This window comes from Taibaiella helva (assembly GCF_003545695.1).
In the GTDB taxonomy this organism is placed as follows: Bacteria; Bacteroidota; Bacteroidia; order Chitinophagales; family Chitinophagaceae; genus Taibaiella; species Taibaiella helva.
Genome location: NZ_QUZZ01000011.1, coordinates 67,780 through 91,846 on the forward strand (window position 1 = coordinate 67,780; position 24,067 = coordinate 91,846).

At 53.5% G+C, this 24,067-nt stretch carries 22 protein-coding genes; 9 read left to right on the forward strand and 13 right to left on the reverse strand.

The window, feature by feature from the left end; translation table 11 throughout:
* Positions 1-93 precede the first annotated feature (93 nt).
* The 3 genes from dapF (at position 94) to DZC79_RS16555 (ending at position 3,758) form a co-directional block, all read left to right on the forward strand.
* Positions 94-882, forward strand: a complete 789-nt coding sequence (dapF, locus tag DZC79_RS16545) for a diaminopimelate epimerase (protein WP_118952717.1) — start codon at positions 94-96, stop codon at positions 880-882.
* 122 nt (positions 883-1,004) lie between these two features.
* Positions 1,005-1,418, forward strand: coding sequence for an EVE domain-containing protein (locus DZC79_RS16550; RefSeq protein WP_118952718.1), 414 nt, complete (start codon positions 1,005-1,007; stop codon positions 1,416-1,418).
* Between the two features lie 156 nt (positions 1,419-1,574).
* Positions 1,575-3,758: a choice-of-anchor L domain-containing protein gene (locus DZC79_RS16555; RefSeq protein WP_118952719.1), complete on the forward strand. Its 2,184-nt coding sequence runs from the start codon at positions 1,575-1,577 to the stop codon at positions 3,756-3,758.
* Positions 3,759-3,838: 80 nt separating this feature from the next.
* Here DZC79_RS16555 and DZC79_RS16560 read toward each other — a convergent pair whose 3' ends face one another.
* The 6 genes from DZC79_RS16560 to lepA all read right to left on the reverse strand — a co-directional run bounded on the left by DZC79_RS16560 (position 3,839) and on the right by lepA (position 9,947).
* Positions 3,839-4,600: a polysaccharide deacetylase family protein gene (locus tag DZC79_RS16560; RefSeq protein WP_118952720.1), complete on the reverse strand. Its 762-nt coding sequence runs from the start codon at positions 4,598-4,600 to the stop codon at positions 3,839-3,841.
* 39 nt (positions 4,601-4,639) lie between these two features.
* Complete coding sequence (locus tag DZC79_RS16565) at positions 4,640-5,743, reverse strand: hypothetical protein (protein WP_118952721.1); 1,104 nt, start codon at positions 5,741-5,743, stop codon at positions 4,640-4,642.
* Between the two features lie 14 nt (positions 5,744-5,757).
* Positions 5,758-6,576 (reverse strand): 1,2-phenylacetyl-CoA epoxidase subunit PaaC, encoded by an 819-nt coding sequence (paaC, locus tag DZC79_RS16570; protein WP_118952722.1) that lies wholly within the window; start codon positions 6,574-6,576, stop codon positions 5,758-5,760.
* Positions 6,577-6,621: 45 nt separating this feature from the next.
* The gene (gene paaB / locus DZC79_RS16575) at positions 6,622-6,906 is read right to left on the reverse strand and encodes a 1,2-phenylacetyl-CoA epoxidase subunit PaaB (RefSeq protein WP_118952723.1); all 285 of its coding nucleotides are present in this window, start codon (positions 6,904-6,906) and stop codon (positions 6,622-6,624) included.
* A 77-nt stretch (positions 6,907-6,983) separates the two neighbouring features.
* Positions 6,984-8,057, reverse strand: coding sequence for a DUF922 domain-containing protein (locus tag DZC79_RS16580; RefSeq protein WP_118952724.1), 1,074 nt, complete (start codon positions 8,055-8,057; stop codon positions 6,984-6,986).
* A 93-nt stretch (positions 8,058-8,150) separates the two neighbouring features.
* Complete coding sequence (lepA, locus tag DZC79_RS16585) at positions 8,151-9,947, reverse strand: translation elongation factor 4 (RefSeq protein WP_118952725.1); 1,797 nt, start codon at positions 9,945-9,947, stop codon at positions 8,151-8,153.
* 222 nt (positions 9,948-10,169) lie between these two features.
* Here lepA and DZC79_RS16590 point away from each other — a divergent pair, with 222 nt between their 5' ends.
* Both DZC79_RS16590 and DZC79_RS16595 read left to right on the forward strand, forming a co-directional pair.
* The gene (locus DZC79_RS16590) at positions 10,170-10,673 is read left to right on the forward strand and encodes a GNAT family N-acetyltransferase (RefSeq protein ID WP_118952726.1); all 504 of its coding nucleotides are present in this window, start codon (positions 10,170-10,172) and stop codon (positions 10,671-10,673) included.
* Complete coding sequence (locus DZC79_RS16595) at positions 10,670-11,158, forward strand: MarR family winged helix-turn-helix transcriptional regulator (protein WP_118952727.1); 489 nt, start codon at positions 10,670-10,672, stop codon at positions 11,156-11,158. Before DZC79_RS16590 ends, DZC79_RS16595 begins: the two co-directional genes overlap by 4 nt.
* 2 nt (positions 11,159-11,160) lie before the next feature.
* Here DZC79_RS16595 and DZC79_RS16600 read toward each other — a convergent pair whose 3' ends face one another.
* On the reverse strand, positions 11,161-11,757 hold the full coding sequence (locus tag DZC79_RS16600) for an acyltransferase (RefSeq protein ID WP_118952728.1): 597 nt from the start codon (positions 11,755-11,757) through the stop codon (positions 11,161-11,163).
* A gap of 20 nt (positions 11,758-11,777) precedes the next feature.
* The gene (locus DZC79_RS16605; RefSeq protein ID WP_118952729.1) at positions 11,778-13,625 is read right to left on the reverse strand and encodes a T9SS type A sorting domain-containing protein; all 1,848 of its coding nucleotides are present in this window, start codon (positions 13,623-13,625) and stop codon (positions 11,778-11,780) included.
* A gap of 73 nt (positions 13,626-13,698) precedes the next feature.
* Here DZC79_RS16605 and DZC79_RS16610 point away from each other — a divergent pair, with 73 nt between their 5' ends.
* Both DZC79_RS16610 and DZC79_RS16615 read left to right on the forward strand, forming a co-directional pair.
* Complete coding sequence (locus DZC79_RS16610) at positions 13,699-15,672, forward strand: ABC-F family ATP-binding cassette domain-containing protein (protein WP_232831858.1); 1,974 nt, start codon at positions 13,699-13,701, stop codon at positions 15,670-15,672.
* Between the two features lie 432 nt (positions 15,673-16,104).
* A complete protein-coding gene (locus DZC79_RS16615) occupies positions 16,105-16,647 on the forward strand; it encodes a hypothetical protein (protein ID WP_118952731.1) in 543 nt (180 codons plus the stop codon).
* Between the two features lie 72 nt (positions 16,648-16,719).
* Here the strand turns inward: DZC79_RS16615 and DZC79_RS21345 are convergent, their stop codons facing one another.
* Complete coding sequence (locus tag DZC79_RS21345; RefSeq protein WP_157977216.1) at positions 16,720-16,881, reverse strand: hypothetical protein; 162 nt, start codon at positions 16,879-16,881, stop codon at positions 16,720-16,722.
* Between the two features lie 229 nt (positions 16,882-17,110).
* Here DZC79_RS21345 and DZC79_RS16620 point away from each other — a divergent pair, with 229 nt between their 5' ends.
* The gene (locus DZC79_RS16620) at positions 17,111-18,103 is read left to right on the forward strand and encodes an aldo/keto reductase (RefSeq protein ID WP_232831859.1); all 993 of its coding nucleotides are present in this window, start codon (positions 17,111-17,113) and stop codon (positions 18,101-18,103) included.
* Between the two features lie 398 nt (positions 18,104-18,501).
* The gene (locus DZC79_RS16625; RefSeq protein ID WP_118952732.1) at positions 18,502-19,779 is read left to right on the forward strand and encodes a hypothetical protein; all 1,278 of its coding nucleotides are present in this window, start codon (positions 18,502-18,504) and stop codon (positions 19,777-19,779) included.
* Positions 19,780-20,032: 253 nt separating this feature from the next.
* On the opposite strand, the gene DZC79_RS16630 is transcribed toward DZC79_RS16625, so the two are convergent.
* The 4 genes from DZC79_RS16630 to DZC79_RS16645 all read right to left on the reverse strand — a co-directional run bounded on the left by DZC79_RS16630 (position 20,033) and on the right by DZC79_RS16645 (position 23,696).
* Entirely contained in the window at positions 20,033-21,136 is a 1,104-nt protein-coding gene (locus DZC79_RS16630; RefSeq protein ID WP_118952733.1) for a type I restriction endonuclease, read from the reverse strand.
* Positions 21,137-21,241: 105 nt separating this feature from the next.
* Entirely contained in the window at positions 21,242-22,318 is a 1,077-nt protein-coding gene (locus tag DZC79_RS16635) for a hypothetical protein (protein ID WP_157977217.1), read from the reverse strand.
* Positions 22,318-23,253, reverse strand: a complete 936-nt coding sequence (locus tag DZC79_RS16640) for a tetratricopeptide repeat protein (RefSeq protein ID WP_157977218.1) — start codon at positions 23,251-23,253, stop codon at positions 22,318-22,320. The genes DZC79_RS16635 and DZC79_RS16640 overlap by 1 nt, the downstream gene beginning before the upstream one ends.
* A complete protein-coding gene (locus DZC79_RS16645) occupies positions 23,250-23,696 on the reverse strand; it encodes a hypothetical protein (RefSeq protein ID WP_118952736.1) in 447 nt (148 codons plus the stop codon). Before DZC79_RS16645 ends, DZC79_RS16640 begins: the two co-directional genes overlap by 4 nt.
* Positions 23,697-24,067 lie beyond the last annotated feature (371 nt).

Genomic DNA, 24,067 nt, shown 5'->3' on the forward strand with positions numbered 1-24,067 from the left:
ATGGAATGCAAAATGGTTATGCCGGTATACAGGCTGCTTATGCCTATACGGAACAACAGGTGGCTTTTACCTTAAAGCCTTTATTTTTGTATCATGGAGCTTTCTTTTTATAAATACCACGGCGCCGGCAACGATTTTATACTGGCCGATAACCGCGAAGGGCATATACAGCTCAATACAAAGCAGATCGCCTGGCTGTGTCACCGCCATTTCGGTATCGGCGCCGATGGCCTGATGCTGCTGCAGACTGCGCCGGCTGCAGATTTTGAAATGGTCTATTTTAATGCCGATGGCAACGAAAGCACCATGTGCGGCAATGGCGGCCGCTGTATTGCTGCCTTTGCGCACCAGCTGGGTATCGCCGGAAAGACCATGCGTTTTAAAGCGATAGACGGCCTGCACGAAGCCACAATACACCCGGATGGAACCGTAGCGCTGCATATGCAGGATGTGCAGCAGATCGAATGTCATGAAGACTATGCGATCCTCGATACCGGTTCGCCACATTATATTCAATGGGTGAACGACGTCGATGCGGTAGCTGTTTTTGACGAAGGCCGTGCGATCCGCAACAGGGAAGCCTTTCAGCCAAAAGGGATCAATGTCAACTTTGTGCAGCGATCGGGGAAAGACCTGCTGATCCGCACTTATGAGCGGGGCGTAGAGGACGAGACCCTGGCTTGTGGCACCGGTGTGACGGCCGCCGCTATAGCCGCCGTGGGCACGGAGACCGGGCATTTCCAGATACCGGTGCGCGCAATAGGCGGCTCTTTATCCGTATCTTTTGAAAAAAAGGATGCCGGCTCGGCAACGGATATCGTATTGACCGGCGGCGCCGTATTTGTTTTCAAAGGAAGCATTGACGTGCCGTTGTATGAATAATATCAGGTACTAAGTACCAAATTCCAAATTCCAATTTCCAAACTGCCAACTGCGTATACCCAATACTTACAATCGCTTACGTCTAATATCTCACATCTAATATCTCACATCTAATATCTAAAATGAACTACTGGCTGATCAAATCGGAACCCTTTAAATATAGCTGGGACCAATTCGTAAAAGATGGCAAAACCTTCTGGGACGGGGTGCGCAACTATGCCGCGCGCAACAACCTGAGGGAAATGAAAAAGGGAGAGAAGGTGCTCTTCTATCACAGTAACGAAGGCCTCTGTGTAGTAGGTATTGCCGAAGTGGCGAAGGAGTCTTACCCCGATCCGACCATCAACGACGATACCTGGGTGGCGGTAGATTTCAAGCCGGTCAAACCCTTGAAAACGCCGGTGACATTGGCCGAGATCAAGCAGACGCCGGGCCTGGAGCAAATGGAGCTCATCCGGTTGGGCCGCCTGTCGGTATCCCGTGTGTCGGAAGCAGAATATAAGCTGATCCTGAAAATGGGCGGCCTGAAAGCCTGAGTCCATAGAAGAAGTCAAGTTTTGAAACTTGACTTCTTCTATGGACTGATATAGGTAAAGGAAACTTAATGAGCTGTTCATATTCAGGTCATACCTTTGCGGCGAAAAGCAGCCTTTCTTACCGGATTAGGGGATAAGGCTGCTTTCATTTGCTGTATGCTTTATTTTTTTCTCCGCAAGACAGGAACCGCCTATACCCTGTTGCTGCTGCTCCTGGTCAGCCATACAGCCTTGAATGCGCAGGTGCTGATCACGGCCGACCAGGCGGCCAATACGCTGGCGCAACGCCTGGCAGGGCAGGGGATTACCATCACCAATGCCTCGCTTACCTGCGCGGGGGGAGCCAATGGCCGCTTCGCAGTGCAAAGCAGCAATCTGGGGCTGGATAGCGGTATCGTATTGTCTACCGGCCTCGTGCTGAACATTAACCAGGCGGAGCCGGGACCGACCAGCGCGGCGAACAATACGCCCGGCGATCCCGCGCTGCAAACCCTTTCCGGCGCCTCCAATACAAGAGACGCCTGTATCCTCGAATTCGATATGGTGCCTAAAGGCGATGAGGTGCGCTTCGACTACGTGTTCGCATCGGAAGAGTATATCAATTCGGTATGCGGCCCGTACAACGATGCCTTCGCTTTTTTTATCTCAGGGCCGGGTATTACCGGCACGGCAAATATGGCCCGCGTACCCGGGACCAATATTCCCGTTACCGTAAATTCCATCAACAACGGTATCCCGGGCTCGCTTGCCGGCGGACTGGCCAACTGTACCAATATGGGACCCGGCTCCCCTTTCACGGCTTACTATGTCGATAATGCCGGCGGCAGCACCGTTGCCTATCGCGGCTTTACCAGGGTGCTTACCGCAGCGAGTGCAGTAACGCCCTGCCAGACCTATCACCTGAAGCTGACGGTAGCGGATGCACAGAATGCGCTCTACGACTCTGGCGTATTCATCAAGGCCGGCAGCCTTCAATCGGCCTCCTTTACCGTGGAAGCGCAGGGCCCTGTTGCCACCAGCACGCAACCTTTCGTGGCCCGTGGCTGTGCACCCGGCAGCCTTACCTTCAGGCGGGCCCAGGCCAGGCCTGCCGCGCAAACCCTGCAGCTGCAGACCGGAGGGAATGCTATAGCCGGTATCGACTACCTCGCATTGCCGGCAACCGTTACGATACCAGCCAATGCCATCAGCGTGTCAATCCCAGTAACTGCGCCGGCTTCAGCAACACCGATGGGACCCCGTACACTAAAGGTTTCGGTGGTTTCTCCCTATAACTGTAACGGGCAGGCGGCGCTTTCCGATTCGGCCCTGATCGATATTGTCGATAAACCCCAGGCCGCTATTCTTACCCCCGATACGTCCATATGTGCTGGCGCCAGCTTCAGCATGCGCGTGCAGGGCAGCAACAGCCTGGAGTACAGCTGGTCACCGGCTTCGGGTATCGGCAATACTTTGGTCAAAGAGCCTGTGGTTACGCCTTTGGACAATATTAACTATACCATGACTGCCAACCTGCCCAACAGTGGCTGTGCTCCGGCATCCGATACCGTTACGATAAATATGATCCCTGCGCCCTCGGTTGTTGATGCCGGTAGCGATATCGATCTTTGTATCAATACGCCGGTGGTGTTCCAGCCGCAGGTGCAGCCGGAGAGCGGAACGTTTGATTACCGCTGGTCCGGTCCTAAAGATTTTAGCGCCATGGTGAAGAACGCGGAGATTATTGCGCCGCAGGTCGACAACAGCGGCTGGTACCAATTGGCCGTCAGCTCACCGGGCTGTCCGCCGGTGATCGATTCTGTTTACCTGAATGTTGTTGTCAGTCCGCCTTTACCCGTTGTTGTATCTCCGGTAAAATATTGCATCGATGAGCAGAAGCCGTTGCAAGCCTCCGGCAAAGACCTGAGCTGGTACACGGAAGCGCAGGGCGGAAGCGCATCCAAGGAAATACCTGTGGTCAACAGCCATACGGCCGGCAGGCAAACGTTTTACGTGACGCAGTCTTATGGCGACTGTGAAAGCGAGCGGGTACCCATAGCGGTTGTTGTAGAGCGCTGCTGCGGCGATGATCTTTTCGTACCGGGCGCGTTTTCTCCCAATGGCGACGGGCTCAACGATGCTTTTGAGCTGAAGCTCGACCATGACAGCAAGATCCTGCAGATCGATATCTTCAACCGCTGGGGACAGCGTGTCTTTCAGCAGTATAGCTTCAACCGGCCCTGGGACGGCACTTTTCACGGGCAGCCTTTACAGCCCGGCAGCTATTTTTACAGCATTACCATCAGCTGCCGCGATGACCGTACCGTCTATAAAAAAGGAGATGTGATCCTGATACGTTAAAGCCGGAAGAGCATTTAGTATTGTCTTGTTTTCAGAACCGGATAATACACGCAGGTAAACGCCGTCCTGCCTCCGGAGGCTTAAAGCGAAGCAAAGGTATAGTCCTGCTCTTTTAATGATTTGATGAGCTCCGGCAATACCGTTTCTGTAATCGCGCAACGATCGTGCAGCAGGATAATGTCGCCTGCTTTGACCTTACTCATGATCTTGCCCAGCAGCTGGTCCTTATCCTTTGCTACGGTGTCCATAGAGCGTAAGCTCCAGCCCATGCTTTTCATGCCGCTGTTGCGCACGGCTTTGGCCAGGTTGGGATTGGTAACGCCGTAAGGCGGGCGGAACAGCTTTACCGGCGTGCCCGTTATGGCTTCGATCGCTTCGTTGGTACGCAGGATCTCCTGCTCCATCTTAGCAGCACTTTGCCAGTCGAAGTTGAACCCGTGATCGAAGCTGTGGTTGCCGATACTGTGTCCTTCGGCCAGCATTCTTTGCACCAGTGCCTCCCGGCCTTCAATATTTTTTCCGATCAGGAAGAAGGTGGCTTGTACTCCCTCTTTTTTCAATATATCCAGTATTGCTTCTGTGTGGGCGGCCGGGCCGTCATCAAAGGTCAGGGCGACCTGTCGGCCTCTTTGCAGCACAGAAAGCTGGCCCCGGTTGAAATTCACTTTGAGTATCGGCAAAGTATTGACCGAAGGCATATAGAAATTCCAATGGATCAAAATGCTGCCGAGCGCCAGGATACTTACCAGTGCCAGCACACAGGCAAGAAGCCACCAGGCTGAATAGCCGTTGAAATAGATCCCTGCGGCAACATGCAGCACCAGCAGGATAAAGAAAAGCAAGGTATAATGAAACTTCGAGTTCAGCGGACAGTGTCGTTTTTAAAGATGAGTAAATGGTTGGGCCGTGCTCAGCCTCTTTTTGATCAGCCGGTCGGCCAGCCATAAAAGCAGGAAATAAACCGGGAGAAGGAAAGGATAAAAGATAAAAACAAGGAAGACGTAACCATGGCGTCCTGACGCATAAGGTTCCAACAGCATATCGATCCAGCTGAAGGATTGTACGTAAGTTCCGAGCACCAGAAAAGGAACGATAAAGCTGCCGAGGATCAGCACCGGCGAATATTTCCTGCCGGGCCTTGCTTTACGGAATCGGTAGATCGCATATAAGTGCAGCGATACCAGCAGCACTGCGGCAATGACCATGAAGCTCCCCGGGCCTGAGTGCATCATGGTTTGTGCAAAGGAGCCGACCTGCGGCTGCAAGGTGATCGCGATGTAATCGCCCGGAAGCTTGTCGAAATGCCAATGGCTAATGCTGTCTCTCTGCTGAGGGGCGCCCAGGTTGGTGCTGAGGGCGATATTGGAAGGAAGATCGGCTTTTAGTATAACATCCAGCGCGTGAAAAGAGCGCCAGTACCGCGCCGGGGAAAGAGAGTAGCGGTGGCTGTAACAGATCAGCCAGTCCGATACATCTTCCCACACATCAGCTTTGTAGGCGACCCTGATCCGGTGCTGCCCTTTGCTCAGGGCAGTTTTAAAATACTGCAGCTCGTTGAGTGCGTAAATACCGGTTGCATAATTGCCCCAGTCGATCACTGCCGCATCGTATACTGCGCCGGGCATTCCCTCTTTAAAGCCATTGAACAAGGCCGGCATCCGGGTCCCCAAAGTGTCCGGAACAGGTTGCACCGCCTGGGGACGGTCGTCCACCCATACGTCGAGGTGCTGTTCCAGGTTCTTTGCCACGAAGAGCAGCGGGATCTGCATGCCTTCCGGAACATCGACCAGGTATTCGACAGCATACCGGGCATAGGTAAAGTCGGTATCGATATCGATACGGATCGTTTCGTGCAGGATATCGATATTCCTGCTGGAAAATGCCGTAGCCAGCAAGGTGGTGCCGGGGCGTACCGGCGAAGCCATATTGGCAAAGCCGCTTAACGCTTGCAGGAGCAGGATGAGTACGGCGGGCAGGTGCTTCATAGGGCTGCTTTACTTTACCATTCCATGCCGGGATAGGCGCGCTGCATGTACTGCATCTCTGCCAGAATATAGCCCAGGTGCTCGGAGTGTTGGCCTGTCTTCCCGCCGGTCTGCATCCAGGCATCGGCAGGAGGCATTTCCAGGGTGGCTTCGCTGAGCACTTCAGCCACCTGCGCCAGCCATTGGCTTTTGATCAGCGCCAGGTCGGCGCCGGTGCCTGCTTCCAGCATGGCTTTGTCGGCCTCCGACATGTCGAACAGCTCACCGGTATATTCCCAGCGGGCATGTATCGCGTCCTGCATACGGGCTTTGCTCTCCTCTGTACCATCGCCCAGGCGGATCACCCATTCGCTGCTCCAGCGGCGGTGATAGAGGGCCTCCTTCAGCGATTTTTCGGCGACGGCAGCGATGGTCGCATCTTTGCTGTCTTTCAGGGCCGTGTACAGCAGCACGGAGTGGTTGTCGTAAAAAAAGGAGCGGGCGATGGTGTAAGCCCAGTCGCCGTTGTCCTGTTCGGTCAGCAATACATTCCTGAAATCCCAGGCATCGCGCAGGTAGGCCAGGCTGTCTTCCGTAGCAGGCTGTGTATGGTTCAGGAAAGCAGGGCTTGAAAAGACCTCTCCCTGCGTTTCGGCAGGCAGCATATTGTACAGCTCGGCCGCATATTGGTACAGGCTGCGGGCCTGCCCCAGGTGGTCAAGCGCTGTATTGGTAATGGCTATATCCTGCTCCAGGATGGGGCCGTGGCCGGTCCATTCGCTGATGCGGTGGCCCAGTATAAGGGCGTTGTCTGCAAGCTGCAGCACATAATTCAATTGATGGATAGACGTCATTGTCCTTATTTTCTGATGGATCGGCTTCCCGCAGCGATGCAGGCATTACATGTGCTTCAGCTCGATCGGCAGTTCGTAAAAAGTAGGGTGGCGGTACACTTTGTCGTTGGCGGGATCGTACAACTCGCCGGCATCATCGGGATTGGATGCATGGATGTACTTACTCTCCACTGCCCATATGCTTACCCCCTCCATGCGACGGGTATAGACGTCGCGGGCATTCTCGATCGCCATCGCGGCATCTACCGCATGCAGGCTGCCTACATGCTTGTGGTCGAGTCCCGTCTTGCTGCGGATAAAGATCTCCCAGAGCGGCCATTCATTATTCATCTTCCTGTATTGTTATGATTGAAAAAAAACGGTAAAATATGCGCTCAAAGATAAAGAAATAAAGCCAGTTGCGGTCCTCAGTCGGCAGCGGCTGCTTCCCTGCTGCTCAGCTCGGCCCTGATACGTTCCGTCCATTGCCGCTGTCGGTCTTTTTGTGTGCCATGCGCCGTTTCCTCATCATATGCAGCCTGCAAAGCTTCCGCCTCCTTGCTGTATTGCCGTTGCAGGTTGTCCACGGCCTCTTTAAAGGTAGCGCTGTTGTATTGGAGGTTGCGCAAGGCTGTCGCCAGCTCATAGGTCTTCAGCGCCGCAATATCAAAATGAAGCTGCTCGTGCTGCAACACATAGACATTCTGTCCGCCGGGCTTCATCCAGGAACGGTTCTTGTCGAAATAGGGGAGCAGGCTAATGGTCGCTGCAGCGCTTTTCTGATCGCTCGATAGCTGGTATTGCAGGGAAAATCCGCTGTATGTAGCCGCCAGCGCCAGGCTCAGCTTGTCGGGCTTGCCGGAAAAATCATCAATCCGGAGCGGGCGGTTGCTGTCGTAGCCGATATGGTCGGGATCGGTAGCCTGGTTTTTCAGCAGTACCGTTACCTTAACTTCCTGCTGCCCGGAATCGCCGTAACGTTCCCGGTTGACGCCCCACCAGCTGTCGAATTCTTTCAATACCTGTTCGACACTCTGGCTGACGAGCTTACCAATATAGGCGCTGGCATCGGCGCCGGTACGGGCTGTATAATTGCCGCTGTAGTCGACGATCTTCTTTCCCCTGGCAAAAAAAGCATAGGTCGTATTGAGCTCGGCCTGTTCCTGCAGGCCCTTCCGGCTTTCGCTTACCTGTAATTTCAGGATATGCAGTGAAAAGGTATCGGCCTGCAGCGGACGTATCGTATGATTGCCGATGAATTGGCCGATCGCCATAGCAGCGCCACCGGAAAGATCGACCGGAACTATTTTATTGGTGATCCCCGCGCGCATTGTTCCTATATTGCCGGTGTCTTCCCTATCGTCCGTAACGGTATTGATATATACCTGCTGTAAGGCTACAGGTGTTTCCGCAGGTTTCAGCTTCACTATCTTCGGCGCCTGTGCGGTGCTGTTGCCGCAGCAAAGCAGAAGTGCGGTGAACAGTGCCAGTATTTGTTTCATTGCTTATTGCTTTTACGGAAAAAGGAGCTGGTCCCGTGATGCCGGTTTAGCTCCTTTATTCCATTTCGTGCTCAGAAAGATCTTTCGCAGCGCTTAATCGTCCAGCTTCAGTACGGCCAGGAAGGCTTCCTGGGGCACTTCTACGTTGCCGATCTGGCGCATGCGTTTCTTGCCCTCTTTTTGTTTTTCCAGCAGCTTGCGCTTACGGGAAATATCGCCGCCGTAACATTTTGCGGTTACGTCCTTGCGCATGGCCGATATGGTTTCCCTGGCCACGATCTTGGCGCCCAGGGCTGCCTGTATGGCGATCATGAACTGCTGGCGGGGCAGCAGCTCCTTCAGCTTGGAGCAGAGCTTACGCCCGAAATCCTGCGCCCGGCTGCGGTGGATCAGCGCGCTTAAGGCGTCTACTTTGTCGCCGTTCAGGAGAATATCCATTTTGGTAATATCGCTCTCGCGGTAATCCAGCGGCTGATAATCGAACGAGGCATAGCCACGGGTCGACGACTTCAGCTTGTCGTAGAAGTCGAATACGATCTCGGCCAGGGGCATTTCAAAGATCAGCTCCACGCGGGTGGCGGTCAGGTAGTTTTGGTTGATCAGCAGGCCGCGTTTGCCCAGGCACAGTGTCATGATATTGCCGATATAGTCGGGCAGCGTAATGATCTGCGCACGGATAAACGGCTCTTCAATACGGTCGATGCGGCTCGGATCGGGCATTTCCGAGGGATTGTTGACAATGATCCTTACATCCTTTTCCCTGGTGGTGTAGGCATGGAAGCTTACGTTAGGTACCGTGGTGATCACCGTCTGGTTGAATTCGCGCTCCAGCCTTTCCTGGATAATTTCCATGTGCAGCATACCCAGGAAGCCGCATCGGAAGCCAAAGCCCAGGGCCTGCGAGGTCTCCGGTTCGAAGGTGAGCGAAGCGTCGTTCAGCTGCAGCTTTTCCATGCAATCGCGCAGCTCCTCAAACTCGTCCGTATTCACCGGGAAAATGCCGGCAAACACCATCGGCTTCACATCCTCGAAGCCCTTAACGGCCTCCTGTGTGGGGTTGCTCACCAGCGTAAGGGTATCGCCCACTTTTACTTCCTTGGCATTCTTGATGCCGGTAATGATATAGCCTACGTCGCCGGCTTTTACTTCGTTCTTCGGCGTAAGCGCCAGCTTCAGGATACCTACCTCGTCGGCGCCGTATTCCTTGCCGGTATGTACGAATTTTACTTTATCATTCTTTTTGATCGTTCCGTTGATCACGCGGTAATACACGATAATGCCACGGAAGGAGTTGAACACCGAGTCGAAGATCAGCGCCTGAAGCGGCGCCTGTTCGTCGCCCTTGGGCGATGGTATGCGTTCGATAATGGCTTCCAGGATATCGTCGATACCGATGCCGCTTTTGCCGCTGGCCAAGATGATGTCTTCCGGCTTGCAGCCGATCAGGTCCACGATCTGGTCCGTCACTTCGGGGATCATAGCGCCTTCCATATCGATTTTGTTGATCACCGGGATGATCTCGAGATCGTTATCGATGGCCAGGTACAGGTTGGAAATAGTCTGCGCCTGTATGCCCTGTGAAGCGTCGACCAGCAACAGAGCGCCTTCGCAGGCGGCCAGCGCACGGCTCACCTCGTAGGAAAAGTCTACGTGACCCGGGGTATCGATCAGGTTAAGGGTATATTTTTCGCCTTTATGCACATGGTCGATCTGGATGGCATGACTTTTGATCGTAATGCCTTTTTCCCGCTCCAGGTCCATATCATCAAGCACCTGGGCCTGCATTTCGCGTTCCGAAATGGTCTTGGTATGTTCCAGGAGGCGGTCGGCTAGTGTGCTTTTCCCGTGATCGATGTGGGCAATAATGCAAAAATTGCGGATATTCTTCATATTTCTTAAATGGTGCGCGAAGTTACTGAAAATTTAGGGTTTCCTGTGTTATCAGTCCCGTTTCCGCGGCCATAGCCTGCGATCTTTGTATTATCTGTCCGCTATAAGACAATTCAACCGGCCTTTACCCTCGCTGTTCCCTGCTTTTTGCTTCCCCGAAAGAGGAGAACCGTTTCTGTAAAAATGTTTTTATTTATGTAGTTAACTACGTAAATTTGTACTATGAATGACAAGATCACGATCCGTCCTCTTGATGATGGCGACAGCAGCAGCGTAACGGCCCTTATTCTGCCGATACAGCAGCAGGAATTTAAAGTACCGATCAGCATCGAAGATCAGCCCGACCTGGTCGGTATCGAATCGTACTACCGGCCTGGCGGGGGCAACCTCTGGGGTGCTTTTGACGGGGAGCAGCTTGTGGGTACAATTGCCATCAAGGCAATCGGCCATGGAGCCGGTGCGCTGAGAAAGATGTTTGTTCGCGAGGCCTACCGGGGAAAAGAGCAAGGTATTGCGCAGCAATTGCTCGAACACCTGCTGCGCCATTGCGCTACGGGAAATATCCGGGATATTTACCTCGGGACGGTAGCGCAGATGAAGGCGGCGCAACGGTTTTACGAGCGCAACGGCTTCCGGCAGATCGATGCAGCGGCTTTACCGGCATACTATCCGCGCGTGGAAGTAGACGTGCTTTTTTATCATCTAAACCTTGACCAGCAACTATGAATGTGATCGACGCAGCCGGCGTGCTGGCGATATCGACGCGGCTGCAGCGCCTCAGCGACCGGATACGCAAAGACGGACAGGAGATCTATAAGGCTATGGGCCTTGCCTTTGAGCCGAAGTGGTTCCCGGTGATCTATGTACTGCACCGCAGGGACACCCTGAGTGTAGTGGAGCTCGCCAATGAGATCGGCTATTCGCATCCTTCCACCATCACTTTGCTGAAAGAGCTGGAGAAGGAAAAGCTGATCCGCTCGAAGAAAGATAAGGCCGATGAACGCAAACGGCTGTTGCAGCTGAGTGCAAAGGGGCGCCATCTGGTCGCGCAGATGGAGCCGGTATGGGACGTGATCGTAGCGGCTACTACGGATCTGATCCGGACGCAGAACAACCTGATGCTGGCGATTGAAGAGGTGGAGGAGCAATTCCAGCGGCAAAGCTTTTTTCAGCGGGCGCTGCCGCTGATCGCTGTACGCAATGAGGCTTAGCGCTACTGGCTTTTGATCTTATTCCAGATCTCGTATAGCTTCTCCTGCGAAGGCCGGTCGGCGGGTAGCTCGGGCAGCGCTTCGCAGGGCGCCCAGTGCTCCCGCATGTCCCCTGGCAGGCTTTGATAAAGCTGTGTGCCTTTGGTTTTCCAGGCGATCATCTCATCGCTGACCTGCTTGATCACTTTACCCGGATTGCCGATCACCAGCGAACGGGGAGGGATAATGGTGTTGGCCGGCACAAAGGTCATAGCGCCGATAATGGACTCATCGCCTACTTCCACTTCATCCATCACCACGGCATTCATACCCACCATCACATTGCGGCCGATATGTGCACCGTGAATAATGGCACCGTGGCCGATATGCGCGGCTTCTTCCAGCTTTACCGTAACACCCGGGAACATATGAATGGTGCAGTTCTCCTGCACATTGCAGCCGTCGGCGATCTCGATGCCGCCCCAGTCGCCGCGCAGGGCGCAGCCGGGACCGATATACACATCTTTGCCGATGATCACATTGCCGGTGACGGTGGCCAGGGGATGCACAAAAGAAGAGGGATGCACCACGGGAATAAAGCCTTTGAAAGAATAGATCATGATGCGAAGATAAGAACGGTTTACCGTTTGATCAGCTTTGCCGGCTGTGCCCTGCCGGCAGCGGTGCGGATGCTGACGAAATACATACCGGGAGTCAGGCTACTGATATCGATGTCGGTATCTGTTTTCAGCTTACCTGCCAGTAAGGTCCGGCCCTGTACATCGCTCAGCTGGTATTGTGCTGCAGCATTGCCCAGCTTCGGAATGCTGATGTGAACATGGTCGCTGGAAGGGTTGGGGCTCAGGCTCCAGGCCAGGCGTGGCAGTCCCGTTTCTTTAATGCCAACGGGCAATTGAGCGCCCAGCAAAGGGCGCAGCAGCAAAGCGCCGTCGAGCAGCGAAGGCTCCCAGCTGTTATTCACCTTGAAGTAGCGATGATTGGCGCCCGTACGGTTGGCGTCCAGCGCGATCTGCAGGGAATCGCTGATACCGCCGGCAGATTGTATAATGCTGATGTAGAAAACACCGGTATTGAGCATTACGGGTTGCTCGAAAGCGTACACCGCAAACTTGTTGACGGTATCGGGATATTCGGGAAGCAGGAAATCCTCGTGGTACAGCAGATCGTCGGTGCCTCCGTTGACGGCGATATCGCGATACACGGCAATGCTGAATTCTTTCAAAGTAGCGGGTGGCAGCACCGGCGCAAACCGGATAGCGATGCCCCGGAGCGTATCGGGCTGGTAGGCTGCAAACTCCACGGCAGTATAGCCGGGAGCGCTGGGCTGCAGGTTGAGGAAATAAGATTGCTCGGCGGTGCCGTCATCGTAGGCAAAATAATTGTCGAACACCTGCTGGAAGCGTATCGTATCGTTGGCCCTGGACTCTCCGGGGTAATTACCCGTACAGTAAAACAGATGGTCATACACCACGCGGTCGTTGGGATTACCCGGACTGAAGGCCCCGGCATTGTACATAGGGTACAGGGCATCGGTCTCCTGGCGGGGCGGGAGGCTCACATTGGCCGTTCCTGAGCCGAGGTTGGTGGCTCCCGTTGTCGCCCGGAAGCCCGAGGGGATATTCGGCGTCAGCGGACCATAATTCTTTAAGGTGGCGGTCAGGTTTGTATTCAGAAAAGATGCAGGGTTGGTTTTAAAATGCCGGAAGGGCATGGCGCTGAAATCGTTCAGGATAGAAGCCGGCTCTTTGGTAAAAGCGACATCCTGCACCGTCGTGTCAAACAGGTTACGCCCGGCGTCGAGCCGTATGTAGTCCAGGTTCCAGTGCGAATTGCTGATTCCGATCGTGGCCGTATTGATCCAGCGCATCTGGAAGTTATCGCTGAAATACCCGGGGTCGGTGAGGGGGATCATCACTTGCCGGAAAGGTAGCCTGCCGGTATCGCCGTTGGCAGACCATACTTTGACCCAGGTGCCGTTGGACCTGAGAAAGTAGAGCATCAGCGAATCGTAGGGTTTGGGCGAAAAGCCATTACCCCTGGGCTGGTAAAAGAAGCTGAGGTATACCGAATCGGCCGGGGCGCGGCTGCTGAGGGCAAAGGGCAGGGAAGTCAGGCTATCGGCGTAAATGGTCGTATAGTTGGATACGGTATCGTAATAAGGCTTGCCCACCGTATTGAGCGCATCGAACGTGGCGACACCACGGCTGACCATATCGCGGCCCATGGTGTTGTTGATGTACACATATTTATCCGTCCAGCGTTCGCTGCTGGGATAGGGGGACGGGTCGGTAAAGTCTTCGAAGAAAGGCAAGGTAAGCGCAGTAGGCTTATGTGCCGGGCCGCCCGTTTCCGCCGGCAGATGCTGCAGCGCAGTATTCTCCATCAGCGGGGCCAGGCGCTCCTGGGCTTCCGCTGTGCAGGCTGCGCCAAGGAACAACAGGAACAAAAATCGGTTGAATAAGCTCATAATACTTTATAGTCTTCTGGTCAGTTTGCTGTTGCCCGGGAGATCGGTCATCCGCAAATATAGGGTTTCCCCTTTGAAACGCCTTGTGGCTTCCGGCTTGTTTTACCCCATATCCACAGCTCTCGGTACTTCGTCTTACCTTTGCGCCATGCATTACCTTTCAGTTGAGAACCTGGGCAAATCCTACGCCGACAAGCCGCTTTTTGAACATATTTCCTTTCACGTGAACGAGGGCGACAAGATCGCGCTGGTAGCCCTCAACGGCTCCGGAAAATCTACCTTGCTCAAGATCCTTTGCGGCATAGAGATACCCGACGAAGGCAAAGTATGGGTGCACAAGGAGGTCAAGGTGGTGCTGCTGGACCAGGACCCGGTCATCAATGATAAACGGAATATCCTCGAAAATATTTTCGACCACGACCACCCGGTGCTGAATGCCATCAAGCGCTACGAAGCCCTTACCGAAAGCGGGCAGGAGCCCGACCCGGAACAGCTGGCCATGGCCATGCAGGAAATGGACGAGCTCAATGCCTGGCACTTCGACGCCAAGGTTAAAGAAATTCTGGGTAAGCTGAATATCCATCGCCTTGAGCAGGAGGTGGGCACGCTTTCCGGCGGGCAGAAGAAAAGGATTGCGCTGGCCAAGGTGCTGATCGATATGGATTTTGAGCACCGGCATACCCTGCTCATCATGGACGAGCCGACCAACCACCTGGATGTGCAGATGATCGAATGGCTGGAACATTACCTGGGGCAGGAGCATGTGACCCTGCTGCTCGTAACGCACGACCGCTATTTTCTCGACGCCATCTGCAACGAGATCATCGAGATCGACGATCAGCAGCTTTACATTACCCGGGGTAACTACGAGAAATATATGGAGCAGAAGGCCGCCCGGCTCGAGAATGAGCAGGCGAGCCTGGAAAAGGCCCGTAACCGCTACCGCAAGGAGCTGGAATGGATGCGCAAGCAGCCCAAGGCCCGTACCACCAAGTCGAAATCGCGCCAGGATGCTTTTTACGACTGGAAGGAGAAAGCGACGCAGAAAATTAAAGCAGCCGAACTGGAGCTGCAGGTAAAGATGACCCGCCTGGGCGGCAAGATACTCGAGCTGAAGAAGCTGTATAAATCTTACGGTGATAAGGTGATCCTGAAAGGCTTCGACTATACGTTCAAGCGGGGAGAGCGGGTAGGTGTGGTTGGTAAGAACGGCGCGGGTAAATCCACCTTCATCAATATGCTGTTGGGCAAAGAGCCTGCCGACAGCGGTAAGATCAATGTAGGCGATACGATCGTCTTCGGCGATTTTTCCCAGGAAGGCCTGCAGTTCAAAGAGGATGTGCGGGTGATCGAATACGTGAAGAATATCGCCGAGTTCTTTCCCCTGGCCGATGGCACCAAGGTGAGCGCAGCCATCTTCCTGCAGCGTTTCCTGTTCTCGCCCGAAAAACAATATACCTACATTTCCAAGCTGAGCGGTGGCGAAAAGAAACGCCTGCAGCTGCTGTCTATACTGTTTCGCAATCCCAATTTCCTGGTGCTCGATGAGCCTACCAACGATCTGGATCTGCCTACGCTGGATATCCTGGAGGAATTCCTGATGGACTTCCAGGGCTGCCTGATTATCGTTTCGCACGACCGCTACTTCATGGATAAATTGGTCGATCACCTCTTTGTATTCGAAGGCGAGGGTGTGGTGCGCGATTTCCCCGGCAACTATTCGCAGTACCGTGAGATCGCAAGGGAAGAGGAGCGCTTTAAATCGGAGCAGGAGCGCGAGGCAGAGCAGCAGAAGGCGCCAAAAGCAGAAGCAGCTGCGCCGGTTGCGAAAAATGAGGGACGCAAGCTTTCCTTCAAAGAAAAGCGGGAGCTGGAGCAGCTGGAGAAAGAAATGCCAGACCTCGAAGCGGAGAAAAGACGGCTTGAAGAGGAAATGAGCACCGGCAACCTGGGCTTTGAAGCCCTGCAGCAGCATGGCGACCGCATTGCTATGATCGTGGCCCTGCTGGAAGAAAAAGAAATGCGCTGGCTCGAATTGAGCGAATAGCTTCTGCGGCGACTGGCGCTCAAACGGGCTGCACCTGTTTTAGCGGTGCAGCCCGTTTTATTGTGGTGCTGCTGCATTGAAGGCCCGCAGGCGCAGGCTTTCACCCGCTTTAAATTGAGATACAACTATAGGGAGAGTCGGTGCTAGGAGCTGCACTGGCAATGAAGATTTTCACCTGGAATGTGCTCCTGGTGCAGAAAGCGGAATACTGTACAACCGGGGGCGGGAAGGTCCGATCCGGTTGCCCGCCCCGCAGAAATTTTAACGCAGGATTGATACGGAAGTGTTGCAGAACGCCTAACTTTAGGCTCCTTACAAAGGATCGTCCGGCAGGCATCAGGGCATTAACGGAATGGTAATAATGGTTTTTGGCACAGAATTTGCAACTTGAAATGCTAACCAGAATTTTCTCATCCTTCTAAAACGAATCTTATGCTTGAACAATTGATGCAAATGATACAGCAAAGCGGCCAGTCTTCTGTAATTGACAATGCCGAAGTGCCCAATGAGCACAACGATGCGATTCTCAATGAAGCCCAGCAAAGCATTACCAGCGGCTTGCAAGGCCTGGCCGATACCGGCGAGCTGAATACCGTGATGGAAGCGGCGCAGAACGGGCAGTCTGTAGAACAGCTTCCCGCTGTACAGAATATTTCCAACAATTTCATGGGCAGTATCATGGAAAAGTTCAACCTGAACAAAGGCACTGCAGCCATGATCGCTTCTGCCGTTATTCCCATGGTGCTGAGCAAAATTATGAACCGTGGCGGCCAGCAAAGCGGCGGCGGTGGCGGCTTCGACCTGGGTGGTCTGCTGTCTTCGCTCACCGGCGGCAACGCTCCGGCGCAAGGTCAGCCCCAGGCTTCCGGCGGCGGTCTCATGGACGGCCTCAGCAATATCGGCGCCAAGCTGGGTCTTGACAAAGACGGCGACGGCGATGTGGACCTCAACGACCTTTCCAAGCTGATCAAGTAATACGTGGATCTCTTTTTATGCGATGGCGCTGCTCTTACCGGAGCAGCGCCATCGCTGTTGTAAGAGGCAGGATCAGCAGTCGTCGCAGACGCTGTTGGGCTTGTGCGAAAGACAAGGAATATCTACCGTCCATCCGCCGCCTTTAAGCGCCTGCTGTCGCACTGCGTCCAGGTGGTGTATGATTTTCCTGGTCAGGCGCAGCTTTGGCCCCGTCATTGCTTTCTTCTTTTTCATTCGGTCCGTTTTTAGGTGTGAACAATAAACCTCAATTTGGCGTATTCCCTCGTTCGCTCCGAGCTGTAGTTCATGATCTGGCTTTCCTGGTTCAATGAAAGGATGACCGGGTTCACGAACAGGAGAAATAAAAAGAGGATAACGGTTTGTTATTTGAATGATAACAAAAAATGATACGGCTTCAGAAGGATATGCCGGAACTTTAACCTTTAAAATGCACCAAACGATTATGATAGAACAACATCAATTGGGTTCACAAGGAATTATGGCTTCCCGTCTCGGGCTCGGCTGTATGGGTATGAGCGACTTTTACGGCAGCCGCGACGATGAAGAAAGCCTCCGCGTACTGGATCGCGCCGTAGAATTGGGGATTACCTTCTGGGATACGGCCGATATGTACGGTCCATACACTAACGAAGAGCTGGTAGGCCGTGCCCTGAAAACACATCGCAGCAAAATTACGCTGGCCACTAAATTCGGTATCATACGCGATCCCAACGATCCGCAGAAAAGAGGGATCAATGGTAAGCCTGAATACGTGAAGTCTTCGGTTGACGGCAGCCTGAAGCGCCTGGGCACCGATGTGATCGACCTGTATTACCTGCATCGCCGCGATCCCGGTACACCTATCGAAGATACTGTGGGCGCTATGGCCGAGCTGGTGAAAGCCGGAAAGATAAGGGGCATAGGCCTCAGCGAAGTATCGGAAGAAACCTTGCGCAAGGCGCATGCAGTGCATCCGCTTACGGCCATTCAAAGCGAATACTCGCTGTGGACGCGCGACCCGGAACAGAATGGCGTGCTGCAGGCCTGTAAAGAGCTGGGCATTGCCTTCGTACCCTACAGCCCATTGGGCCGCGGCTTCCTTACGGGGCAAATCCGCAAGTTTGAAGACTTCGATGCGGATGATTACCGCCGTCATTCGCCCCGTTTCCAGGGCGACAATTTCCGGAAGAACCTGGACCTGGTCGCTGAGATCGAAGCCATGGCCAAACGTAAAGGCGTAACGGCTTCACAGTTAGCCCTGGCCTGGGTATTGGCGCAGGGCGACAACATCTTCCCCATACCGGGAACCAAGCGCGTGAAATACCTGGAAGACAATGCCGGCGCGGTAACCGTAAGCCTGAGCAACGAAGAGCTGACTACGCTCGACAGCGTCTTCATCGACGGACCAGCCGGCGCGCGCTATCCCGAGCACATGATGGGAGCGCTCAACGGATGATCTTCCGCACCGGCAGGAACGGTCGGGACGCGCAGCAGTGACCTGAACGTTTTGCAGTTCCGCCCAAAAGATACAGGATGTGCAACGGCCTGAATGCCCGCAATTCCTAAAAAAACGTAAGATGCCCGGGGCACCGCTCCCGGGCGTCTTACGTTTTTGGTAAGACCTTGCCGGTTGTGGCGTTCAGGCCCCTGCCGCGTCCCATTACCGGCGGGAACGGGACGCGCAGCAGCAACCTGAACGTTCTGCAGTTCCGCCCAAAATACGGGATGCACGGCGCCCCTGAACGTGTTGCTGTTGCCTTTCCCGGAGGACCTCCGGAATGCCGCGCAGGCTTACACTTTTATGTGGGGTATGCCGGAGTGTTAAGAGTGTCTCTATTGAAAAGATATCCGATTATGAGTTTATATTATCGCAAGGCGCTTTCTCTGCTCCTGCTTCTTGTTACCATCACATCATCGGCATCTTATGCTGCCCCAAAGAAAAAAATACTGTTCATTGGCAATAGTATTACCTATTTCAACGACATGCCCCGGATTTTCCGGGATATCGCCAACCAGAAAGGCGACAGTGTGGATCTGACAATGTATGCTCCGGGTGGTACCGGCTTCCAGCATCATTATATCGACCCTGCGGTGTTTCATCATTTCCGGGAAGGCGGTTGGGAGGTGATCGTACTGCAGCCCGGCTCCAGCGAATCGGTAGGCGTACCGCCTACCCAGCCACGGGCGCTTACTTTGCAGCAGGCCCGCGTATTGATCGACTCGGCTCTGCATTACAATCCCTGTGCACGCATCCTGTTTTACGAGATATCCTATGGCGTGTTTGGCAGTACAGCAGCCCAGGTGACGCAATACAATACTACTATGGACAATATCCGTACCACTGCCGGTTACCTGGCCGATTCGACAGGTCTTTCTTTTGCGCCTGCGGGCGAAGCTTTTCGTTATGTATGGAACCAGGATCCTTCGGTATTGCTCTGGCAGGCGCCGGGCGATATCCATCCCAATATAAAGGGATCCTACATGGCCAGCTGTGTGTTCTATGCATCGATCTTTCACAAGCCTTCGGCTGGCAATACGATCTACAACGGCAATACCATAGCCGACGCGCAATACTACCAGCGTGTAGCAGATTCGATAGTGCTGCGCTATCCCGGACGGTGGCGTATCGATACGAACTGGCACCGTGCACGTTTCAGCCATACTGCTGATCAGCTTACTGTTCAATTGCACAACCAGAGTGAAGGGTACGATTCCCTGAAATGGTTCCTGCCCGGCAGCGCACCAAAAACCACTGCCCAAGTAAACTATACCTTCAATCAGGCGGGTACCTATATCCTTCAGTTGGTGGCCTACTTCGGCGCCTGCTCCGATACGCTGACTCAAGAGGTCTCCCTCAGCGGAGCAGGGGGGACCAGTATTCAAAGCTCAGGCAGCCATTCGCTTCAGGTACAGCTATATCCGAACCCGGTGAACCAGATGTTGCAGCTGCAACTGCCCGCATCGCTGCGCCGATTTAACGTGCAGCTGCGCGATGCGGGCGGGCGATTACTACAGGAAGTGCGAAATTGTGACCGGCTCAATATGGATGGAAGGGTGCCGGGACTTTATGTTATCCGCATCACCGACCAGGAAAGCGGCCGGCAGTTTTACGGTAAAGTGCTGAAGCGGTAAGAACGGTCGGGATGGATAGCAGCCTGAACGTTCTGCTGCTCTCTCAAAAACATACAGGATGCCTGGAACGTATGCTTCCCGCATCTTCCTTTTTGTCCCGGGATGCTTCGGTTGCTGCGCAGACTTCAGCATGAAATAGGATGAAAGTTCTTCATTAGCCAATTATTCTTGTGAAAATTACATTTACAATGGTATGACTTTTTTTGTTAAGTATTTATCAGTATACGCACATACGACTTTGCGTATACCTCCCTCAATTCAACACCTCCGCATCTCCCACTCCTGCCTTCTTATTGTCGTAGGCTTCCACACATTTGATCAGTGCGTTAGCATGTAAAAAGATATCGTCGAGGGAGAAGAGCTCTACTTTGGTTTCCTTCTTGTTCTCGTCGAAGAGGCCGAGGTATTTGCGGTTACCGTTGAAATGCAGGCGGCATATGGTTTTGCGGTTGTTGTCGTCGAGCAGGATGGCGAAGTAGGAGAGCGCATCGCGGTACACTACACGACTCACGGGTATGGCCTGGCGCAGTATGGTCTTCACGATCATAAAGCCTTCCAGCTCTTCTTCCGTGGTAACAATACCGCCGGGTTCCCCGGTCAGCGGCTCGCCTTCGGACAACGCTTCCTGTTTCTGGGTCTCAGCTTCTTTGGTAAGCGCCGATTTGAGCCGCTCGGTAATAAGGTCATTGATGTGCTGCTGGAACGATTTCTTGGTCAGTTCGGAGAACTGGTCCAGTATCTTCTGTGTGATCATGCCGGGATAGACTTGACGGGCGAAATGCCGTACGAAGTCGGGGCCGGGCGCCAGCAGCTCGTTAGCGATCAGCTGCTTCAGCTCGTTTGTGTACTTAAGCTCGCTGGCAGTATTGACGATGTTGCCGAAGTCAAAATAGGCTTTATGAAACTTCTTCAGCTCTTCTACCTGTGCATCTTTGATATCGGTAATGTCGAAGGTGAAGAAAGGCTTTTCATCCATTTTATTGGGTGTATCGAGATCGGTATAGAAGCGGTACTCGATACCGTTCGTCAGTATAGAGAACTTCGCATTGGTGGTATGGAAGTAGCGGAATAGCTGAGAAGCATTGTGCACATTGAGCGGTGCGGTATGCGATTTGCATTCGATAAGGATAACGGGTGCACCATCTTTCATAATGGCATAGTCGATCTTCTCGCCTACTTTGATGCCGATGTCGGCGACAAACTCGGGCACCACTTCCAGCGGGTTAAATACGTCGTAGCCCAGCTCTTTGATGAAAGGCATAATGAAGGCATTCTTGGTAGCCTCCTCTGTGGTTACCTGGGCTTTAAGCTTGGTAACGCGCTCGCCCAGCTGGCGGATCAGGTCTTTAAAATCCATGGTACAGGGTTTTGTTATGAATTGAGTCAAAGGTTAATATTTCTTCCGGCGCTGGCAACTCCATTTTCGTACCCCGTATTTGTAGGGTTGCCTGGACTACCGCGGCTATTGCCCGCGCAGCAGGCGTTCCAGCGTAAGGCAGCAGCTGTCGGCCTGCTGCGACAGCTGTATCACGATGTGCTTACCAGTATCCTTTTCTATGCACAGGCCATCGGCATAGGGCTGCAGACCGGTTATCTTTTCAAGCCGTACCTGGGCGTTCTTACCGGAACCGGTAAAGAAGACCCGTTTATCAGTAAGGTATACAGTACCTCTTTCAATGTACTTCAGCATGGCCGCCCTGTTGCGTATCTGCTGTAGCTGCCCGGGCTGCAGGTAAGCCTGCCGGATACTGCTGAAGCTGTAGGAAGCGGGGGTACGCTGCGCGCTACGCTTTTCGTACCAGGTAGCCTGGATACCTTTGAAATAACAAAGCTCTCCCTTATGCAGGCTGGTGCCGGCTGTAACGACCGGCAGCTCCAGGTTTTCGAGCGCCCAGTATTGCTTCAGCTTATTGAGCTGCTCCTGGGTCTGTGTATTGAATTGCAGCGATACGCGCAGACTGGCGGCTATGGCTTGCAGCTCCTGCTCTTCGGCCGGCGACAGGTGTTTATGGCTCAGTATGCCCGCAACATGATCCTGTACGAAAGTAGTACGGGTTTCGGCCGATATCTTTTCGGCCAGGGCTTTAGGCAGCCCCAGGTTGCTTTCCAGCTTGCTGAGCCATTGTTCTTCTTCACGGGTAAGCCGTCCGTCGGCAACAGCTTCCTTAAAGGATTGCCGGTAAAGAAGCTCGCCCAGCCAGGTATGCAGCTGTTCTGTCTGCTTGTTGCTGAGACCAAGGATATACTGCAGATGGCGCAGGTTGTCCAGCTCCTCATTGTCGAGCTGCTTATCGGCAAGACAATGGTTGAGGTATACCGCATAGAACTCTTCCAGGTTGCGGGGATATACCAGCATCAGGCGTAACTTATAGCGGTGCTCCACTGCCCTGATGTCGTACACATCGATGCTGCGGATGGGTTTGGTGGCCAGCAGGTTGTTGACCTCGATGATGGCGTTGTCTTCGGGTACCTGTCCGAAGCAGCGTTGCAGCAGGCTGCGCCCTTGCAGCGGATGCACCTGGTATACATTTCCGTTCATTATTCGTATTTTCTGTACTCCTCGTAAACAGGGTGGTTCCAGTCGCATACGCCGCCATGATGCGAGCAGGCGCCGCGGCCCCTTGCATCGGAGGTCGAGCCGTCGCAGCAAAGGGTTTCATAGCCTACGATCCGTTTGCGCAGCGGGTTGACCTTATCGTGCAGCTTTTCGGCATCTTTATTGCCGTCCTTCATCAATGCTTTCAGATCCGATACGGCTTCCGCGGTCTTCCCCGTTTTGCTATAGCATAAAGCCCTGTTGTAGCGAAGCTGAGGATCATCGTTGTGATTGGCCATTGCGCTATCGAGCAGGGGTAGCGCGGCTTTATACTTACCGGCCTTTACCAGCCCTGCAGCCCGGTTGATCTGCATGTCGGCCACGACGCCGAGAATTTCGCTCTTTTCTTCACTGCTTTTAGCATACGTCATTGCCTGCTGCAGCTGAAGCCTTGCCGCACCCCATTGCCCCGCCTGGCTGAGCTTACGGCTTTGCCACAGGTAGCTGGCCAGGGTATCTTTACGTTGTGCATCCTGCCTGGCGGTTACTGCCCGCTTCTGTGCTGCACGATCGGCAATGAGTTGCTGCTGTTGTGCCGCTTGTTCTTCTTTTGCCCCATAATGTAACACCAGGAAAGAAGAGCTGATAAAGAGCAGTAGCAAGGTGACGGTTTTGATGCTGGTTGTAAGCCGGAAGCGTAGCTTCTTTTCGAGAAAGTGATGTCCCGGGGGAAAGGCGATAAAGCCGCATAGCAGCCAGAGCAGCGACAGTAGCGGGTGTATGAGCGACATGATCGCCAGCATGCCGAAAAGCATGCCCAGCACCCATTGCAGGGCCCTGCTGGTCTTTTTGCCATTGGTGAAAGGCAGCGGTAGCGGCTTAAAGTAATGCGGCAGTACCCGTGCACGTTCCGGGATTAAGAAAGGCAGGTATTTCATAAACGGTATAGCTTGTTGATCCTTTGCGCTTTGGCCCATTGCAGCTTGTGCAGGAAGTTTTCGAGCTGTAAGCCCGAGATGGTATCAACTTCAAATTCAAGCGGCCTGCCGCCATGGGGATGAATGGATACCAGGTGTTTCCTGGAAAACCACCAGAGCGTGAGAAATACTAATCCGGTTACCAGAGAAGCCGTAAATGATGAATTATCGCTATCGAAATACAGCAATGCCGGAACGCTGCACAAAAAACATAAAATCGCAACAACAATGAATGCGACATTGCTTTTGTACCGAAGTGTTACCGAGCTGATGTCTTCGAGGAAGAGCGTAACCTGGTAAGCATATCCCCAGGATTGGCTGTTCATGTGAATGCGTTGGCTGGTGAGGACAACCTTGTGGCCATTGGAGCTGATCAGCTCCTGTTCATCGGGAAAAAGGATCATCGAATAAGGTTTGGTAAGGCAAAGGTAGATCGGCGTGACAGGGTGGGAAATACCTAGCGGTAGGGATATTGGTTGGTGCGGGTTATTGTGTATTACCCCCGTAAGGGCAATAGGAATATTGCTACAAGCCTTTTACCCCGTAGGGGCATGCGGCCATTACCCTGGCTTGCACTGGAGTACGGGCTTGGCTTTGGTGAGCAAATAAGGAACTTAAAAGTTACCGCTTAGTGTTTATGGAGATGCATGCTAGGCTCTTGACCCACATCTGCGCCAATTGAAACGCAAGTGTATTTGAAACATTTTCCCGCTGCGCCACAACTCGCTTATTTCAAATGTTCCTTTTCTCGCAGCGCCACAGCGGCGCTGCGAGA

Excerpts from the sequence above, each read along its gene's own strand:
- DZC79_RS16635 (WP_157977217.1), bottom strand. The coding sequence starts at position 22,318 with ATGAACGGAAATGTATACCAGGTGCATCCGCTGCAAGGGCGCAGCCTG.
- DZC79_RS16625 (WP_118952732.1), top strand. The coding sequence starts at position 18,502 with ATGAGTTTATATTATCGCAAGGCGCTTTCTCTGCTCCTGCTTCTTGTT.
- DZC79_RS16600 (WP_118952728.1), bottom strand. The coding sequence starts at position 11,757 with ATGATCTATTCTTTCAAAGGCTTTATTCCCGTGGTGCATCCCTCTTCT.
- DZC79_RS16645 (WP_118952736.1), bottom strand. The coding sequence starts at position 23,696 with ATGATCCTTTTTCCCGATGAACAGGAGCTGATCAGCTCCAATGGCCAC.
- DZC79_RS16630 (WP_118952733.1), bottom strand. The coding sequence starts at position 21,136 with ATGGATTTTAAAGACCTGATCCGCCAGCTGGGCGAGCGCGTTACCAAG.
- DZC79_RS16555 (WP_118952719.1), top strand. The coding sequence starts at position 1,575 with ATGCTTTATTTTTTTCTCCGCAAGACAGGAACCGCCTATACCCTGTTG.
- dapF (WP_118952717.1), top strand. The coding sequence starts at position 94 with ATGGAGCTTTCTTTTTATAAATACCACGGCGCCGGCAACGATTTTATA.
- lepA (WP_118952725.1), bottom strand. The coding sequence starts at position 9,947 with ATGAAGAATATCCGCAATTTTTGCATTATTGCCCACATCGATCACGGG.
- DZC79_RS16620 (WP_232831859.1), top strand. The coding sequence starts at position 17,111 with ATGATAGAACAACATCAATTGGGTTCACAAGGAATTATGGCTTCCCGT.
- DZC79_RS16640 (WP_157977218.1), bottom strand. The coding sequence starts at position 23,253 with ATGAAATACCTGCCTTTCTTAATCCCGGAACGTGCACGGGTACTGCCG.
- paaB (WP_118952723.1), bottom strand. The coding sequence starts at position 6,906 with ATGAATAATGAATGGCCGCTCTGGGAGATCTTTATCCGCAGCAAGACG.
- DZC79_RS16595 (WP_118952727.1), top strand. The coding sequence starts at position 10,670 with ATGAATGTGATCGACGCAGCCGGCGTGCTGGCGATATCGACGCGGCTG.
- DZC79_RS16590 (WP_118952726.1), top strand. The coding sequence starts at position 10,170 with ATGAATGACAAGATCACGATCCGTCCTCTTGATGATGGCGACAGCAGC.
- DZC79_RS16550 (WP_118952718.1), top strand. The coding sequence starts at position 1,005 with ATGAACTACTGGCTGATCAAATCGGAACCCTTTAAATATAGCTGGGAC.
- DZC79_RS16605 (WP_118952729.1), bottom strand. The coding sequence starts at position 13,625 with ATGAGCTTATTCAACCGATTTTTGTTCCTGTTGTTCCTTGGCGCAGCC.
- DZC79_RS16615 (WP_118952731.1), top strand. The coding sequence starts at position 16,105 with ATGCTTGAACAATTGATGCAAATGATACAGCAAAGCGGCCAGTCTTCT.
- DZC79_RS16565 (WP_118952721.1), bottom strand. The coding sequence starts at position 5,743 with ATGAAGCACCTGCCCGCCGTACTCATCCTGCTCCTGCAAGCGTTAAGC.
- DZC79_RS16580 (WP_118952724.1), bottom strand. The coding sequence starts at position 8,057 with ATGAAACAAATACTGGCACTGTTCACCGCACTTCTGCTTTGCTGCGGC.
- DZC79_RS21345 (WP_157977216.1), bottom strand. The coding sequence starts at position 16,881 with ATGAAAAAGAAGAAAGCAATGACGGGGCCAAAGCTGCGCCTGACCAGG.
- paaC (WP_118952722.1), bottom strand. The coding sequence starts at position 6,576 with ATGACGTCTATCCATCAATTGAATTATGTGCTGCAGCTTGCAGACAAC.